Here is a 17268-nt window from a genome sequence, read left to right on the forward strand (position 1 = left end):
AAAGCGCCTTTTTTATGGACTCATTAACCATATATTTTATTTACAATGGCTTGCACACGTTTTGCATAAACTTTAGCTGTTTCCAAATCTCCTGTTGGAATTTCATCTACACTTGCATCCGAAGGCGATTGAACTAAAAGCCCTACCGAACCGCCTAAATTATTTACATCTTCACGTGTTGCATCTTTGGTATTCGCTGGCAATAAGCCCAGACTCACCCAAATACCACCATGCTGTGATGCTAAAGTTTGCAGTTGGATAAGCGTAACTTGTTTATCCCCATTTAAACTTGCACTATTCGTAAAGCCTGCAAAAACTTTATCTTGCCAACCACGTGTGAACCAAACCTTTGAAGTTGCATCAGCAAATTTTTTAAATTGCCATGGTGCTGTACCCATATAAGTCGGCGCACCAAACACAATACCTTTTGCATTATTCAATGTTTCCCAATCTTGGTCAGTGATATTACCTTCCTGATTAATCTGGATAAGTTGAGCATTAATTTCATTAGCAAAAGTTTCAGCCACTACTTTAGTGTGGCCATAACCCGAGAAATATACAACCGCAATATTAGAATTAGACATGGAAGAAAACCTATGTTTTATTAAATTCCATTTAATGATATATTTTAGATACTAGGTGTCAATTAGTTACCATTTGGTAACTATCCTATTTTTTTAGAAAAGAGAGGGTAAATTAGATGAATGAATGTCTAAAATATAATATTTTTCAACAACATTGCCCTGCTCGACTGTTTTTTGAAAAAATTGCAGACAAATGGGTTTTACTCATCTTAAATATTCTTGAGCATGAAACTCAGCACTTCAACTTACTTAAAAAAAATATTGAAGGGATTTCACCTAAAGTCTTGTCTCAGAAGTTAAAAATGTTAGAGAGAGACGGTTTTATCGAACGAAAAATTCAGGATACTTCCCCTATTCGTGTCGATTATTCCCTCACCCCACTTGGGCAAAATGTAGCTGCTATGGCGTATCAGTTAAAAGAGTGGGCTGAAACTAATATTGAGCAAGTTTTAGCAGCCCAAATCATCTATGACGAAAAGATACTAGAACAAGCTTGAATAAAAATAAGGCCACTAAGGGCCTTATTTTTATTTAGAACTTAAGAAATTAACCTAATTTTTTAAAGCCTTGCTGACGCCATGCTTCATATACAATTACGGCAGTTGCATTAGATAAGTTTAAACTTCTTGAGTTTTCTGCCATTGGTAAACGAATCCATTGTTCTTGAGGGAACATCAGACGAACATGTTCAGGCAAGCCGCGTGTTTCTGGCCCCATCAATAAAGCCACAGGTCTATTTAAATCAACTGTATGAGGCGTAGCAGAACCTTTCGTAGTTAAAGGAAAAACATGCTCAACACCTTTTGCTTTTAAGTCCGCAAGACAAAGCTCTATGTTGTCCCAAATTTGCATTCTTGCCCATTCATGATAATCAAGCCCTGCACGTTTAAGCTTTTTATCATCAAGTTCAAAGCCTAAAGGCTTAACTAAATGCAATTGAGCGCCTGTATTCGCGCATAGACGAATAATATTACCTGTATTAGCAGGAATCTCAGGCTCGTATAGAACAACATGAATCACTTAATTACTCACTTAAATTACTTATTGGTTAGCTCAGGCAATAATTACATCTCTTTTGCAGATATCAATAAGCCTACTAATTCCACTGTAACTGTTCACGCAAACGTACAACCTCACCAATAATTGTGAGTGTCGGCGCATGAATTTGATGTTCTGTCACTTTAGATGCAATATCAGCAAGTGACCCCACCACAACCTTCTGTTCAGGTGTCGTACCCTTTGAAATTAATGCAACTGGCATATCTGGACGTTGTCCATGCGCAATCAGCTGCTCACAAATACGCTCTAATCCCACCAACCCCATATACAGTACTAATGTCTGGTTTTCGTATACCAGTTCGTTCCAAGGTAACTCAGGAGAACCTTCTTTTAGATGGCCTGTAAGAAAGCGGACACTCTGGGCATAATCACGATGGGTAAGCGGAATACCTGCATAAGCTGAACAACCTGACGCAGCAGTAATACCGGGAACAACTTGAAATGGGACGCCAGCTTGGAATAACTCTTGGATCTCTTCGCCACCACGGCCAAAAATAAAAGGGTCTCCCCCTTTTAAACGACAAACACGTTTACCTTTTTTCGCGTAGTCAACCAATAATGCATTAATACCTTCTTGAGGAACACTATGGTTAGAACGCGCTTTACCAACATATATTTTTGTTGCGTCTCGACGGCACAATTCTAAAATAGGTGCAGAAACAAGACGGTCATAAATGACCACATCAGCTTGCTGCATTAAACGTAAAGCTTTTAAAGTAATGAGTTCAGGATCACCTGGACCTGCACCCACCAAATAAACCTCGCCTTTAGGTGCTTTCCACTCCTGCAGTGCTTGTTCAAGCATGCTATCGGCAACATCTAGATTGTCATTAAAAACTTGTTCTTTTAAGGGGCTTGCATACAAGTTTTCCCAAAATATACGGCGCTCATCTGGATTAGAAATTTTTTCTTTAACCTGATTGCGCCATTTTCCTGAAAACTCAGCTAACTTGCCCATGCCATGTGGAATAGAGGTTTCTAACTGCGTACGGATTTGACGAGATAGAACAGGAGATGTTCCATTTGAAGCCACAGAAACAATTAATGGAGATCGATCAATAATCGCAGGCACCATAAAACGACAATGTGGAATATCATCGACGCTATTTACAAGTAAATTACGCGCTTCACACTGCTCAAAAACTGTTTTATTTACTTCTGCATTATTGGTCGCTGCAATAACTAAACGATAGGGTGTACTTAAAAATTTTTCAGCAAAAGCTTCAATAAACGGCTCGCCGCCTGTTGTTGTAATTAATTGCAGAAGCTGATCTTCAATTGCAGGAGCAACAACATCAATTATTGCTCCTGCCTTAGCCAATAAGGTTGCCTTGCGTAAAGCAATATGCCCTCCGCCCACAATCAGACAACGTTGCTGTTGCAACTTCAAAGAGATTGGAAAAATATCCACCTTAAACCTCTACATCAATCATCTGACTATGTTTAAGCAAAAACCGTGCACAATTTAGATGCAAAGCTTAATCAATAAACGTTGCACCACCCATATATGGGCGTAATACTTCTGGAATCTCAATTGAACCGTCTTCGCGTTGGTAGTTTTCCATTACTGCAAGTAAAGTACGCCCTACAGCAAGGCCTGAACCATTTAGAGTGTGCACCAATTCGGTCTTCTTCTGATCCATACGGTAGCGTGCTTTCATACGACGTGCCTGGAAATCACCCATATTAGAGCAGCTTGAAATTTCACGGTAAGTATTTTGACTTGGAACCCAAACTTCTAAATCATAAGTTTTAGTCGCACCGAAGCCCATATCACCACCACAGAGCAAAATTTTGCGGTAAGGCAAACCAAGCGCCTGTAAAATGCCCTCAGCATGTGCAGTAAGCTCTTCAAGTGCCTGCATAGATGTTTCAGGCTTAACGATTTGCACCATTTCAACTTTGTCAAATTGGTGCTGACGAATTAAACCACGTGTGTCACGACCATAAGAACCCGCTTCACTACGGAAACATGGTGTATGAGCCGCATATTTTAATGGTAAACGGTCTGCATCAATAATTTCATCACGGACAAAGTTAGTGACTGGAACTTCTGCTGTAGGGATGAGGTAGTATTCTTTTTCACCTTGAAGTTTAAATAGATCTTCTTCAAATTTTGGTAACTGACCTGTCCCACGTAATGAATCAGCATTTACCAAATAAGGCACATAAGCTTCGGTATAACCATTCTTTAAAGTATGGGTATCGAGCATGAACTGAGTTAAAGCACGTTGTAGACGAGCTAAAGGTCCCTTCAACACACTAAAACGTGAGCCTGTGAGTTTAGTGGCAGTTTCAAACTCTAGTCCGCCCATCCACTCACCTAAATCAGTATGATCTTTGATTTCAAAATCGAACTGACGAGGTGTACCCCATTTTGAGATTTCAACGTTATCATTTTCATCTTTACCAGCTGGTACAGATTCGTCCGGCAAGTTAGGAATGCTAAGCGCTTTTTGCTCAATCTCGTTTTGTAGCTCTGATAAAGCAACTTCGGCAGCTTTAATTTCATCACCAATGGCTTGCATACGTGCCATGATTTCAGAAGCATCACCACCGGATTTTTTAATCTGACCCACTTGTTTAGCACCGGCATTTCGCTCTGCCTGTAACTTTTCAGTTTTTGATTGCAAGTCTTTACGACGAGTCTCTAAAGATGCCCATTCTTGAACATCTAACTGAACACCACGTTTTGCCAAAGCTGCATTAACGACTTCAATATTATTTCTGAGTAACTTAGGGTCGATCATAATCAATCATAATATGGGTAAAAAACTGGCTATAGTGTAAGCCCTTAACACTAAAAAATATAGTGATCATCTTCATAACGAATAGCTTTCACACAATTCTTAGAATAGATCTTATATTTTATAAGTTATAGTTCGGTACACTCGGTAAATACTCAGGTTTAATATATTTAGCTGCTTCAAAATATGGCAAGGTTAATTCAGACATACCTTCTGCATAAGAAGCTAATTCATAAATTGGATAGACAAAAACAATCCCATTTGCACCATAGTAGAAATTATCACTTAATTGCAGTTTTTCGCGGCTAATATTGTGCTCTTGAAGCCAATTAGTATTTGCATCAAAAAGTGCATCAACCAACTGTTTTTCAACATCTGGCTTAATAAGTTCTTCAACGGTAATGTGCTTTTTATTTAGCAAGTCAAAATTTACAAACTCTTGATGTGACATACCATGTGCTGCCCCCGCAGAGTATGAATATGTCTGGAATGCAAAGGTTGCAAGGTTATAATTTTGCCCTAAATAACGGACATAGATGGCACTCTGACTTGAGCTCGGCTCCCCTTCCGGTACCTCAACAGGTTTATCAGCCAAATTTGCAAAAGCATTCGGGTCTGCTTTTTTTATACGGTTCGTAAAATAATCATTAATCCATTTTTGATTGGTTTGTACGGTCTGAAAATCATATTCAGTGCAGCCGTCTTCAAGACAAACTTTAGGTTTTGGCAGCTTTACAGGAACAACTTTTGCTTGAATAACAGGGACTTCAGCTTGCTTTTGCTCTTTTACTGAAGCACTAGAAGCCGGTTGTTCATCTTTAGCCGTAGATTTTGGCTGACAACCGCTCACCGCAACCATGGCAGCTAACATTGGAAGAATGAAAATAGTTTTTTTATCGTAAAGTTGCATGTTAATCCCCGTAAACTCACTCCTACCACTATACAAAGCGTAAGTTTAAGACGGGGTTAAAAAATGTATCTAGGCTTGATATATAAAAAGAAAGCCATCGTAAAGATGGCTTTCTAAATAATCAGACTTATTGATCAATAATATCGGTACCTTTCGGAGGCGTAAAATTGAAGGTTGAAGCCGGAATTGAGGCATTTACTTTAACATTCTTGAAACGAACATAAGTCGTTTGACCTAAAGAATCTTGTAATACCATGAGTGTAGGTGCTTTGTTGGCACCAAAACTAATCGTTAAGCTTTGGAAAGCTCCATCTTCTTTTTTAGGGAATAAAGTGAAATATAACTTAGATTTATCTGGCTGAGTTACCCGGTAAGACTTCATGATTTGGTTAGTATTACCAGAGAGTAATAAAGCAGGTGTATCAGCGACCTGATCATCTAGGCTTTGGCGCACAGCCTGTTGTAGATCAGGGTCATAAATCCAGACTGTTTTTCCACTTGTTACAATAGTTTGCTTAGAGGGACTTACAGTTTCCCAATAAAATTTCCCCGGACGTTCAACTTTCATTGAACCTTTAAATGTCTGGTTCATATGCTGAGCACTTAAGCCTTTTTTCTGTGCTACAGTTTTTGTATTCGCTTTCGTTGTTTGTTCAAAATCGGCAGTCAAACGCTGTAAGCCTGATAACTGATTTACCAGGTTCCCAATTGCCTGTTGCTCCGGTGCTGCTACGGGTGCAGCGAACGCTGTAGTACTCATTACAGGAGCAAGCACTGAGGCGCTGAGTGTAATAGCACACATGGTTTTACGAAGCATATTCATGTCATCACCTTTTTAGTTGCTGTAAGATAACTTGCTAGCCTTTCAATTAATCCAGCTAAACAAGCTCTTCATTCAAGACTTATATTAACCGACAAACTTTGTGCTAATCATTGAGAAAATAAGATATTTTGTTATGTTATTCATGTTGTTTGTAGAATTTCATTCATCATCATGAAGACGATATTGATGTATTTCCATAAAAAAAGCCCACAAAATGTGGGCTTTTTCTTAAGCTAAAACTTAAACAGTTTCAACTTTTACGTAGCGACGGCCAAATTGACCTTTCACTTCGAATTTTACTACGCCGTCAGCAGTAGCAAATAAAGTATGGTCACGGCCCATACCAACATTTGCACCAGCGTGGAATTCAGTACCACGTTGACGAACGATGATGTTACCAGCAGTTACAGTTTGACCACCGTAAACTTTAACACCTAACATTTTTGGGTTTGAATCACGACCGTTCTTCGTCGATCCACCGGCTTTTTTAGTTGCCATGTCTCTTACTCCTCGTGATTAGCCTGAAATACCAGTAATTTTCAACTCAGTGAACCATTGACGGTGACCTTGTTGTTTACGGTAGTGTTTACGACGACGCATTTTGATGATGCGGATTTTGTCGTGACGACCATGACCAATCACTTCTGCAGTTACTTTAGCGCCAGCTACAACTGGAGCACCGATTTGAATGTTGTCACCGTTTACAACCATTAATACATCATCAAATGTAATAGTTGCGCCAGATTCAGCCTTCAATAATTCAACTTTAAGGGTTTCACCCTCAACTACACGGTGCTGTTTACCACCGCTTTGGATTACTGCGTACATAACGTACTCCAATCAGCCCGTGTCGTCGTGCCGATAAAGGGATATATCGATCTTAAAACGAACGCCACTGGGGTTATACAAGGCGACAGATTTTAAGTGAAATTTGATCAAACGACAAGTGCTTTATCTTTAACTAAGCAACAGAAGCCATCATTCTTACATAATAAAAATAGCTTCAATTTGATTTTAGTACTTTTCATTGATTCTGAATGGAATTTAAAATACAGTTCCAAACACAACTTGCAACAAGAACAAGCTGTATTCATGTTGACGTTATTAAAATTTATTGTTTTGTCGGAAACACATGGTTTTGCCGAAATAAAGAACAAAAAACTCTTCATGAACATACAAATGATTAATATCAATTGCTTGTTTCCCTGTTTAATGCACTTTTAATTGATACACTAACGCCACTTATCTACCAATACGGGGTTTTTCTTCATATGGTCATCGATTTTAAGCAAGACATTCTCGCTCCTGTTGCTACAGACTTTGCTGCGATGGATCACTTGATTAATGAAGGAATTAGCTCAAAAGTCGGCTTGGTCATGTCAGTGAGTAAACATGTAGTTGAAGCTGGCGGCAAACGTATGCGCCCAATCATGTGTTTACTTGCAGCACGCGCTTGCGGCCTCGACAATATGCAAAATGCACAGCGTCTGGCAGCTATCATTGAAATGCTTCATACCGCAACTTTAGTGCATGATGATGTAGTTGATGAATCTGGACTTCGCCGTGGTCGCCCTACTGCAAATGCAACATGGAACAATCAAACTGCCGTATTGGTTGGTGACTTCCTTATTGCCCGCGCTTTTGACCTTTTGGTTGATTTAAACAACATGACCTTATTAAAAGACTTCTCAACAGGTACATGTGAAATTGCTGAAGGTGAGGTATTACAGCTCCAATCTCAGCATCAACCGGATACAACCGAAGAAACATATTTAAAAATTATTCACGGGAAAACTTCTCGTTTATTTGAACTTGCAACCGAAGGTGCGGCTATTTTGGCAGGACAAGAAGCTTACCGCGAACCTTTAAGATTATTTGCAGGTCATTTCGGAAATGCATTCCAGATTATTGACGATATTTTAGACTACACTTCAGATGCTGAAACATTAGGTAAAAATATTGGTGATGATTTAATGGAAGGTAAACCGACTTTACCGTTAATTTCAGCATTAGCACATTCAACCGGTGAAGAGCATGCCATTATCAGACGCAGTATTGCGACTGGTGGTGTTGACCAATTACCTAAAGTGATTGAAATTGTGCAAAAGTCTGGTGCTTTAGACTATTGCCAGCGCCGTGCCCAAGAAGAAACAGAAGCAGCACTGCAAGCCTTATCAATCTTGCCTGATACACCTTATCGTCAAGCGTTGATTAATTTAACTCGGCTTGCATTACATCGAATACAGTAGATATTATTTTGCCTATGCATATAAATTTTTCAGAACATTTTTTTAAAATCCAGAAACAGCTTGAAAACCCTCAAGCTGTTATTGACGAAAATATTCTCATTGACCTAGTCAATGCTTTACGGCCATCCGATCCCCAAGATACGGATGAAATAGAGCAAAAAATACAAGCCTTTATTGATAGCCTATTACTTACTCCTACCGCTCCAGCCCTTTTACAAACCTTTTTATTACGCCTCATTAATCAATATAAGCAAGTCAGCTTATATGCAGATAGCGGTATTTTGTCTTTAGATGGTTTCTGGAACCAGCTTGGGCAAAGACTTGGCGGCCATTTTCTGCCCCTTATTGAAGATGCAAGCCAGCTAAAAATTCTGATTGGAAAAATTTTCTATTTAGAAAGTGATTCAATCTGGTTAAACAATGTCGATGACAAGGATTGGGCAACTTTGTTCGGGTTTATTGGGCAAAGTAACAGTAATGTCGATGAAAAGCATGCCATTCAGCGAGAAATGATTAAGGCAATTACTGTCTTATCTTACCGTATTAGTGGTATCGGTCTTTATCCTGAATTTATTAATGCTCAACCTGAATTAACCGAATATGAATCGCCATTTTTGGTACAAAACCGTGAAATTATTGAGTTTATAGAGAAGTACAAAAAACAGGATATTTCCAGCAACGACATTGCTGTGCTTCCACCTCCTGATGCCTCTCAAGCATTTGTAATGCTAGAGCAGTGTCGAGACGTCGTTTTAAAAATACGCCGAGCGACCAAAAGAATCGGTGTAAGTTTAAGTTTGACCTATCTTTTGTCTTTACTTGAACAGTGTTTAGATCGGATTGAATTATTACTCTATCTAGTTGTAGACGATAGCGAGGGACGTTACGTTTCTTTAGGAAACTTAATTTCAGACTTAACTAAAGCACATTATAGTGAAAAAAGTGTCCGCTCGTTACTCAGCACGACCAGTGAGCTTATCGCCTTTCAAGTCACGGAGAATGCCAGCCGTACTGGCGAACACTATGTAAGTACAGACACCAAAGGCTTTTGGGGCATGTATAAAGCCGCTGCTGGTGCAGGTGTGATTATTGCCTGTATGGCCTCATTAAAAATTCTTGCTGCACGTATGACTATGGCTCCGCTCATGCAAGCCTTTACGTTCAGTATGAACTATTCACTTGGCTTTATTCTGATTCATGTATTGCACTTTACTGTTGCAACAAAACAACCCGCAATGACAGCTGCCGCACTTGCAGCCACAGTTCAGCAACGTAAAGGCTCTAAAACTGCACAAATTGCAGAATTAGCCGCACTTATTATCAATATTATTCGAACTCAGTTTATTGCTATTTTGGGTAATATCTCGATTGCAATTCCTAGTGCTGCTCTTATTACCTTTGCTTGGCAGTTCTATCTTGATGAGCCTTTATTAACTCATACCAAGGCAACTTATCTATTACATAGCCTAAACCCTTTTACCTCATTAGCCGTTCCGCATGCAGCGATTGCTGGGGTGTGTTTGTTTTTATCTGGCCTAATTGCGGGCTACTTCGACAACATGGCAGTTTATAGAAAAGTAGGACCCCGTTTAAAAGCACATCGACGTTTAAGAAACTTATTTGGACAAGAACGCCTGAACCGTTTTGCAGAATATATTGAACGTAATTTAGGGGCGCTCGCAGGTAATTTCCTATTTGGCGTAATGTTAGGAAGTATGGGAACAATTGGCTTTATTTTGGGCCTACCTCTAGATATTCGTCACATTGCCTTTGCGTCAGCGAACTTCATTCAAGGTTTAATGACTATTAATGGTAGTCCTGATATTGGCTTGATTATAGTTTCATTTTTAGGTGTACTCTGTATTGGTCTCACCAACTTATTTGTGAGTTTCACACTCACTATTATTGTGGCATTACGTGCACGTCGAGTTCGCTTTGAACAATGGAAGCCATTAGCCAAACTGGTCATGACCCATTTTCTTACCCGACCAAGTGACTTCTTCTGGCCACCGAAACAGCCTCTAGAATTAGAAGAAAATGCCCAAGCCAATAGTGGAAAAAAAGCAGAACACTAAATGTTTTGCTTTGTACACAAAATGTGATATCCGTCAATTTTGTTGTGATTGTTTTTCCAAATGTTAAAAAAATTTCAAAATGAATTTACGATGATCTATCAGGCTTGAAAAAAAGTGTACTGGCAAGTACACTTTCAACGGCGTTCAATAGTGAAAAACTATATGAATAAGCAAAGGTGTGTTTATGCCCTATCTATTGCTTTGTATTGGTTGCGTTTTTTTAGGATTAGGTGTTCTTGGTCTTTTTGTACCAAGTCTTCAATCTTTGGACTTGCTCACCGTTCAAACATTGAGTCACCATCGTTTAGATTATCTTAATACTATAACCACCTTTCTTGCACGCGTAGGCGGCATGCCTTTTGTATGTTTTTTATCCTTTCTAGTATGTATATATTTAGCATGGTATAAAAAATATATTGCTGTTATTTTCATTAGCTTGGGAGTTATTGGCAGTATCACCATGGGTTGGCTGCTCAAGTGGTGTGTTAACCGGCCTAGACCTCCTGAGGCATATCATATTGTTGAAAGTTACGGTGCATCGTTCCCAAGTGCACATAGTGTTTATGCATCAACACTGGCTTGTCTGGCAATGATTATGTTATGCCATAAGCACAACATTAACTCTCCTTATATTGTTTTGATCTCCTGTCTTTGGTTTGTGTGTATGGGGCTTTCAAGAATATATGCAGGAGTTCATTTCCCAACAGACGTACTCGCTGGTTGGGGCATTGGTTTTATTTGGATTGCACTGCTTTGGCTCTGGTTATTACAAACACAAAGTAGGTTAAGTAGAAAACAAATATATTTTTAGATTTTATCTAAACGAGGTGGAACAATGATGTCGGCTAAGCTTTGGGCACCAGCCCTTACTGCTTGCGCATTAGCAACAAGTATCGCGCTTGTTGGTTGTAGCAAAGGCTCCGATGAGAAACAGCAAGCTGCTGCTGCTCAGAAAATGCCGCCTGCAGAAGTAGGTGTTATTGTTGCTCAACCACAAAGTGTTGAACAAAGCGTTGAGCTTTCAGGCCGTACTTCAGCATATCAAATTTCTGAAGTTCGTCCTCAGACAAGTGGCGTGATTTTAAAACGCTTATTTGCTGAAGGAAGCTATGTTCGTGAAGGTCAGGCGCTTTATGAGCTCGACTCTAGAACGAACCGTGCAACGTTAGAAAATGCAAAAGCATCACTCCTACAACAACAGGCAAATCTAGCTTCACTACGTACCAAGTTAAATCGTTATAAACAACTTGTTTCTAGTAATGCTGTGTCTAAACAGGAATATGATGACTTACTTGGTCAAGTCAATGTTGCAGAAGCACAAGTTGCAGCAGCTAAGGCTCAAGTAACAAATGCAAATGTAGATCTTGGTTATTCTACAATTCGCTCTCCTATTTCTGGCCAATCTGGTCGTTCTTCAGTAACGGCTGGTGCTTTGGTTACTGCAAACCAGACTGACCCGTTGGTAACGATTCAACAGTTAGATCCTATCTATGTTGATATTAATCAGTCTAGTGCTGAGTTATTGCGTTTACGTCAACAACTAAGTAAAGGCAGTTTAAATAACAGTAACAACACGAAAGTAAAATTAAAGCTTGAAGATGGTTCTACCTATCCAATCGAAGGGCAACTTGCTTTCTCTGACGCTTCTGTAAACCAAGATACAGGAACAATTACATTACGTGCCGTATTCTCTAACCCGAATCATTTATTGCTTCCGGGTATGTATACCACTGCGCAAATTGTTCAGGGCGTTGTTCCAAATGCTTACCTGATTCCTCAAGCTGCCATTACTCGTTTACCTACAGGACAAGCTGTAGCGATGCTTGTTAATGCTAAAGGGGTTGTTGAGAGTCGTCCTGTTGAAACCTCTGGTGTTCAAGGACAAAACTGGATTGTGACTAACGGCTTAAAAGCCGGCGATAAAGTCATTGTTGATGGTGTTGCCAAAGTTAAAGAAGGGCAAGAAGTATCAGCAAAACCTTATCAAGCTCAACCAGCAAACTCTCAAGGTGCAGCACCAAATGCTGCGAAACCGGCTCAATCAGGTAAACCTCAAGCAGAACAGAAAGCAGCTTCAAATGCATAAGGGGTAGATTGAATGGCACAATTTTTTATTCATCGCCCCATATTTGCGTGGGTGATTGCATTAGTCATTATGTTGGCCGGTATTCTTACGCTAACAAAAATGCCTATTGCACAATATCCAACGATTGCACCACCAACCGTAACGATTGCTGCGACTTATCCTGGTGCATCGGCTGAAACAGTTGAAAATACTGTAACCCAGATCATTGAACAACAAATGAATGGTCTTGATGGCTTACGTTATATTTCATCTAACAGTGCTGGTAATGGTCAGGCATCTATTCAATTAAACTTTGAACAAGGTGTTGACCCTGATATTGCACAGGTTCAAGTTCAAAACAAATTGCAATCTGCAACTGCGCTTTTACCTGAAGATGTACAACGTCAAGGTGTAACAGTTACTAAATCTGGTGCGAGCTTCTTGCAAGTTATTGCATTCTATTCACCAGATAACAACCTGTCAGACTCTGACATTAAAGACTACGTAAACTCGTCAATTAAAGAACCGCTTAGCCGTGTTGCCGGTGTTGGTGAGGTACAGGTCTTCGGTGGCTCATACGCAATGCGTATCTGGCTTGATCCAGCTAAATTAACAAGCTATCAACTTACTCCTAGTGATATTGCAACTGCCTTACAAGCGCAGAACTCGCAAGTTGCTGTAGGTCAGTTAGGTGGTGCTCCGGCTGTACAAGGTCAAGTTCTTAACGCAACAGTAAATGCACAAAGCTTATTGCAGACTCCTGAACAGTTTAAAAATATCTTCTTAAAGAACACAGCATCAGGTGCTGAGGTTCGATTAAAAGATGTTGCTCGCGTAGAATTAGGTTCGGATAACTATCAATTCGACTCGAAGTTTAACGGTAAACCGGCAGCTGGTCTTGCAATTAAAATTGCAACAGGTGCTAACGCACTCGACACAGCCGAAGCAGTTGAACAACGTTTATCTGAACTACGTAAGAACTATCCAACAGGTCTTGCAGATAAACTGGCTTATGACACGACTCCATTTATCCGTCTTTCAATTGAAAGTGTAGTACACACATTAATTGAAGCCGTGATTTTGGTATTCATTGTCATGTTCCTATTCTTACAAAACTGGCGTGCAACGATTATTCCAACGCTTGCAGTTCCAGTAGTTGTATTAGGTACATTTGCGGTCATTAATATCTTTGGCTTCTCAATTAACACCTTAACCATGTTCGCTATGGTATTGGCAATCGGTCTTCTGGTCGACGACGCCATTGTTGTAGTCGAAAACGTTGAACGTGTGATGAGTGAAGACCATACCGATCCGGTTACGGCCACTTCTCGCTCAATGCAGCAGATTTCTGGTGCGTTAGTAGGTATTACCAGCGTATTGACAGCGGTATTCGTACCAATGGCTTTCTTTGGTGGTACAACAGGTGTAATTTACCGCCAGTTCTCGATTACCCTTGTAACTGCAATGGTTCTGTCGTTAATTGTAGCGTTGACGTTCACACCGGCACTTTGTGCAACTATATTGAAACAGCATGATCCTAATAAAGAACCAAGCAATAATATCTTTGCGCGTTTCTTTAGAAGCTTTAACAATGGTTTTGACCGCATGTCGCATAGCTACCAAAATGGTGTTAGCCGCATGCTTAAAGGCAAAATCTTCTCTGGCGTGCTCTATGCTGTTGTAGTTGCCCTTTTAGTCTTCTTGTTTCAAAAACTCCCGTCTTCATTCTTACCAGAAGAAGATCAGGGTGTGGTCATGACACTTGTACAATTACCACCAAATGCAACGCTTGACCGTACCGGTAAAGTGATTGATACCATGACTAACTTCTTTATGAATGAAAAAGATACCGTGGAATCTATTTTCACTGTTTCTGGTTTCTCATTCACAGGTGTTGGTCAAAACGCGGGTATTGGCTTCGTTAAGTTGAAAGACTGGAGCAAACGTACGACACCAGAAACTCAAATTGGTTCATTGATTCAGCGTGGTATGGCATTAAATATGATCATTAAAGATGCATCATACGTTATGCCGTTACAGCTTCCAGCAATGCCTGAACTTGGTGTAACTGCCGGATTTAACTTGCAGCTTAAAGATTCAAGTGGTCAAGGCCATGAGAAACTGATTGCAGCTCGTAACACGATTTTAGGTTTGGCATCACAAGATAAACGTCTTGTAGGTGTGCGTCCAAATGGTCAGGAAGATACTCCTCAGTATCAAATTAATGTAGATCAGGCTCAAGCTGGTGCTATGGGCGTTAGTATTGCCGAAATCAACAATACAATGCGTATTGCATGGGGTGGCTCATACATTAACGATTTCGTTGACCGTGGTCGTGTGAAAAAAGTTTATGTTCAAGGTGATGCGGGCAGCCGTATGATGCCTGAAGACTTAAACAAATGGTATGTACGTAATAACAAAGGTGAGATGGTTCCATTCTCGGCATTTGCTACAGGCGAATGGACGTATGGTTCTCCACGTCTCGAACGTTATAACGGCGTGTCATCGGTTAACATTCAAGGTACACCTGCACCTGGCGTGAGCTCTGGTGATGCCATGAAAGCAATGGAGGAAATTATTGGTAAGTTACCATCTATGGGCTTACAAGGTTTCGACTATGAATGGACAGGCTTATCACTTGAAGAACGTGAGTCTGGTGCTCAAGCGCCGTTCTTATACGCACTTTCATTGTTAATCGTATTCCTTTGCTTGGCTGCACTATATGAAAGCTGGTCAATTCCGTTCTCGGTTTTACTTGTGGTACCACTTGGTGTCATTGGTGCAATCGTATTGACCTACTTGGGCATGATTATTAAAGGAGATCCAAATCTCTCAAATAACATTTACTTCCAGGTAGCGATTATTGCGGTGATCGGTCTTTCTGCAAAAAATGCGATCTTGATTGTTGAATTCGCAAAAGAATTGCAGGAAAAAGGTGAAGATCTACTTGATGCAACCTTACATGCTGCAAAAATGCGTTTACGTCCAATTATCATGACCACCCTAGCCTTCGGTTTCGGTGTACTTCCACTTGCACTTTCAACAGGTGCCGGTGCAGGAAGTCAGCATTCTGTAGGCTTTGGTGTACTTGGTGGCGTACTCAGCGCGACGTTCTTAGGTATCTTCTTTATCCCTGTATTCTATGTGTGGATTCGTAGTATCTTTAAGTACAAACCAAAAACCATAAACACTCAGGAGCATAAATCGTGATGCAAAAAGTATGGTCTATTTCAGGTCGTAGCATTGCGGTATCTGCACTTGCGCTTGCTTTGGCAGCTTGTCAAAGCATGCGCGGCCCAGAACCAGTCGTGAAAACCGATATACCACAAAGCTATGCATATAACAGCGCTTCTGGTACGTCTATTGCTGAACAGGGTTATAAACAGTTCTTTGCTGACCCGCGTTTGCTTGAAGTGATTGATTTGGCTCTTGCCAATAACCGTGACTTACGTACAGCAACGCTCAATATTGAACGTGCTCAACAGCAATATCAGATTACACAGAACAACCAGCTTCCAACAATCGGAGCAAGTGGTAGTGCAATTCGTCAGGTTTCTCAAAGCCGTGATCCGAATAACCCCTACTCTACTTATCAAGTAGGTTTGGGTGTAACTGCTTATGAGCTAGATTTCTGGGGTCGTGTTCGTAGCCTCAAAGATGCTGCTTTAGATAGTTATCTTGCAACACAAAGTGCTCGTGATTCGACTCAAATCAGTCTGATTAGCCAAGTTGCTCAAGCATGGTTAAATTATTCGTTTGCAACAGCAAACTTAAGACTGGCAGAGCAAACGCTTAAAGCACAGTTAGATTCTTACAATCTCAACAAAAAACGTTTTGATGTAGGTATCGACAGTGAAGTTCCATTACGTCAAGCACAGATTTCTGTAGAAACTGCGCGTAATGATGTAGCGAACTACAAAACTCAAATTGCTCAAGCACAAAACTTGTTGAACTTGCTTGTAGGCCAACCTGTTCCACAAAACTTGTTACCTACACAACCTGTAAAACGCATTGCTCAACAAAATGTGTTTACTGCCGGTTTACCAAGTGACTTGTTAAATAACCGTCCGGATGTAAAAGCTGCTGAATACAACTTAAGCGCTGCGGGTGCGAATATTGGTGCTGCAAAAGCACGTTTATTCCCAACCATTAGCTTAACGGGTTCGGCTGGTTATGCATCAACTGACTTAAGTGATCTATTTAAGTCTGGTGGTTTTGTATGGTCAGTTGGTCCAAGCTTAGATTTACCAATCTTTGACTGGGGTACACGCCGTGCCAATGTAAAAATTTCTGAAACTGATCAGAAAATTGCATTGTCTGATTATGAAAAATCAGTTCAGTCTGCGTTCCGTGAAGTTAATGACGCGCTTGCAACTCGTGCCAATATTGGCGAGCGTTTAACCGCTCAGCAACGTCTAGTAGAAGCAACTAACCGCAACTACACACTTTCAAATGCCCGCTTCCGTGCCGGTATTGATAGTTACTTGACAGTTCTTGATGCGCAGCGTTCTTCATATGCAGCTGAGCAAGGTTTGTTATTGCTTCAACAAGCAAACTTAAACAACCAAATCGAGTTATACAAAACTCTAGGTGGCGGTTTAAAAGCAAATACTTCAGATACAGTGGTACATCAACCATCTAGTGCTGAACTTAAAAAGCAATAAGTTTTAAATCACTTTCTTATAAAAGCTCACTTCGGTGGGCTTTTTTATTGCAACTCATCTGAATATTTTTTATCTTGAAAGCTAAAGAAATT

16 protein-coding genes are annotated in these 17268 nt (G+C 40.2%); 8 read left to right on the forward strand and 8 right to left on the reverse strand.

Annotation, left to right across the window (positions count from 1 at the left end; translation table 11 throughout):
- Positions 1–23: 23 nt before the first annotated feature.
- Positions 24–584 carry a flavodoxin family protein gene (locus EGT34_RS07260; RefSeq protein WP_000071880.1) on the reverse strand — a complete coding sequence of 187 codons (561 nt, stop codon included), beginning with the start codon at positions 582–584 and terminating at the stop codon, positions 24–26.
- Between the two features lie 116 nt (positions 585–700).
- Between EGT34_RS07260 and EGT34_RS07265 the strand changes: the two genes are divergently transcribed.
- Positions 701–1081: a winged helix-turn-helix transcriptional regulator gene (locus EGT34_RS07265; protein ID WP_001001259.1), complete on the forward strand. Its 381-nt coding sequence runs from the start codon at positions 701–703 to the stop codon at positions 1079–1081.
- 49 nt (positions 1082–1130) lie between these two features.
- Here EGT34_RS07265 and EGT34_RS07270 read toward each other — a convergent pair whose 3' ends face one another.
- The 7 genes from EGT34_RS07270 to rplU form a co-directional block, all read right to left on the reverse strand.
- Entirely contained in the window at positions 1131–1604 is a 474-nt protein-coding gene (locus EGT34_RS07270; protein WP_000582207.1) for a tRNA (cytidine(34)-2'-O)-methyltransferase, read from the reverse strand.
- 76 nt (positions 1605–1680) lie between these two features.
- Positions 1681–3054, reverse strand: a complete 1374-nt coding sequence (cysG, locus tag EGT34_RS07275; protein WP_000350919.1) for a siroheme synthase CysG — start codon at positions 3052–3054, stop codon at positions 1681–1683.
- Between the two features lie 67 nt (positions 3055–3121).
- Positions 3122–4393 carry a serine--tRNA ligase gene (gene serS / locus EGT34_RS07280; protein ID WP_000566834.1) on the reverse strand — a complete coding sequence of 424 codons (1272 nt, stop codon included), beginning with the start codon at positions 4391–4393 and terminating at the stop codon, positions 3122–3124.
- 118 nt (positions 4394–4511) lie between these two features.
- The gene (locus EGT34_RS07285) at positions 4512–5300 is read right to left on the reverse strand and encodes an RsiV family protein (RefSeq protein WP_001177773.1); all 789 of its coding nucleotides are present in this window, start codon (positions 5298–5300) and stop codon (positions 4512–4514) included.
- Between the two features lie 127 nt (positions 5301–5427).
- Positions 5428–6123, reverse strand: a complete 696-nt coding sequence (gene lolA / locus EGT34_RS07290) for an outer membrane lipoprotein chaperone LolA (RefSeq protein ID WP_001056757.1) — start codon at positions 6121–6123, stop codon at positions 5428–5430.
- Between the two features lie 240 nt (positions 6124–6363).
- Positions 6364–6621, reverse strand: a complete 258-nt coding sequence (gene rpmA, locus EGT34_RS07295) for a 50S ribosomal protein L27 (protein WP_000201632.1) — start codon at positions 6619–6621, stop codon at positions 6364–6366.
- Between the two features lie 18 nt (positions 6622–6639).
- Positions 6640–6951 (reverse strand): 50S ribosomal protein L21, encoded by a 312-nt coding sequence (rplU, locus tag EGT34_RS07300; protein WP_000271409.1) that lies wholly within the window; start codon positions 6949–6951, stop codon positions 6640–6642.
- Positions 6952–7047: 96 nt separating this feature from the next.
- Here rplU and EGT34_RS07305 point away from each other — a divergent pair, with 96 nt between their 5' ends.
- From EGT34_RS07305 to adeK, 7 genes are all read left to right on the forward strand, one after another.
- Entirely contained in the window at positions 7048–7347 is a 300-nt protein-coding gene (locus EGT34_RS07305) for a hypothetical protein (RefSeq protein ID WP_000667116.1), read from the forward strand.
- 47 nt (positions 7348–7394) lie between these two features.
- Positions 7395–8372, forward strand: a complete 978-nt coding sequence (sdsA, locus tag EGT34_RS07310; protein WP_000234081.1) for an All-trans-nonaprenyl-diphosphate synthase — start codon at positions 7395–7397, stop codon at positions 8370–8372.
- Between the two features lie 14 nt (positions 8373–8386).
- Positions 8387–10447: a site-specific recombinase gene (locus EGT34_RS07315; RefSeq protein ID WP_024437367.1), complete on the forward strand. Its 2061-nt coding sequence runs from the start codon at positions 8387–8389 to the stop codon at positions 10445–10447.
- Between the two features lie 184 nt (positions 10448–10631).
- The gene (locus tag EGT34_RS07320) at positions 10632–11258 is read left to right on the forward strand and encodes a phosphatase PAP2 family protein (protein ID WP_002080265.1); all 627 of its coding nucleotides are present in this window, start codon (positions 10632–10634) and stop codon (positions 11256–11258) included.
- A gap of 24 nt (positions 11259–11282) precedes the next feature.
- A complete protein-coding gene (gene adeI, locus EGT34_RS07325) occupies positions 11283–12533 on the forward strand; it encodes a multidrug efflux RND transporter periplasmic adaptor subunit AdeI (protein ID WP_000986589.1) in 1251 nt (416 codons plus the stop codon).
- A 12-nt stretch (positions 12534–12545) separates the two neighbouring features.
- Positions 12546–15722 carry a multidrug efflux RND transporter permease subunit AdeJ gene (gene adeJ, locus EGT34_RS07330; RefSeq protein ID WP_000046678.1) on the forward strand — a complete coding sequence of 1059 codons (3177 nt, stop codon included), beginning with the start codon at positions 12546–12548 and terminating at the stop codon, positions 15720–15722.
- On the forward strand, positions 15722–17176 hold the full coding sequence (adeK, locus tag EGT34_RS07335) for a multidrug efflux RND transporter outer membrane channel subunit AdeK (RefSeq protein ID WP_001174793.1): 1455 nt from the start codon (positions 15722–15724) through the stop codon (positions 17174–17176). The genes adeJ and adeK overlap by 1 nt, the downstream gene beginning before the upstream one ends.
- The last annotated feature ends 92 nt before the right edge of the window (positions 17177–17268 follow it).

This window comes from Acinetobacter sp. FDAARGOS_558, assembly GCF_003937785.1.
GTDB classification, from domain to species: Bacteria; Pseudomonadota; Gammaproteobacteria; order Pseudomonadales; family Moraxellaceae; genus Acinetobacter; species Acinetobacter baumannii.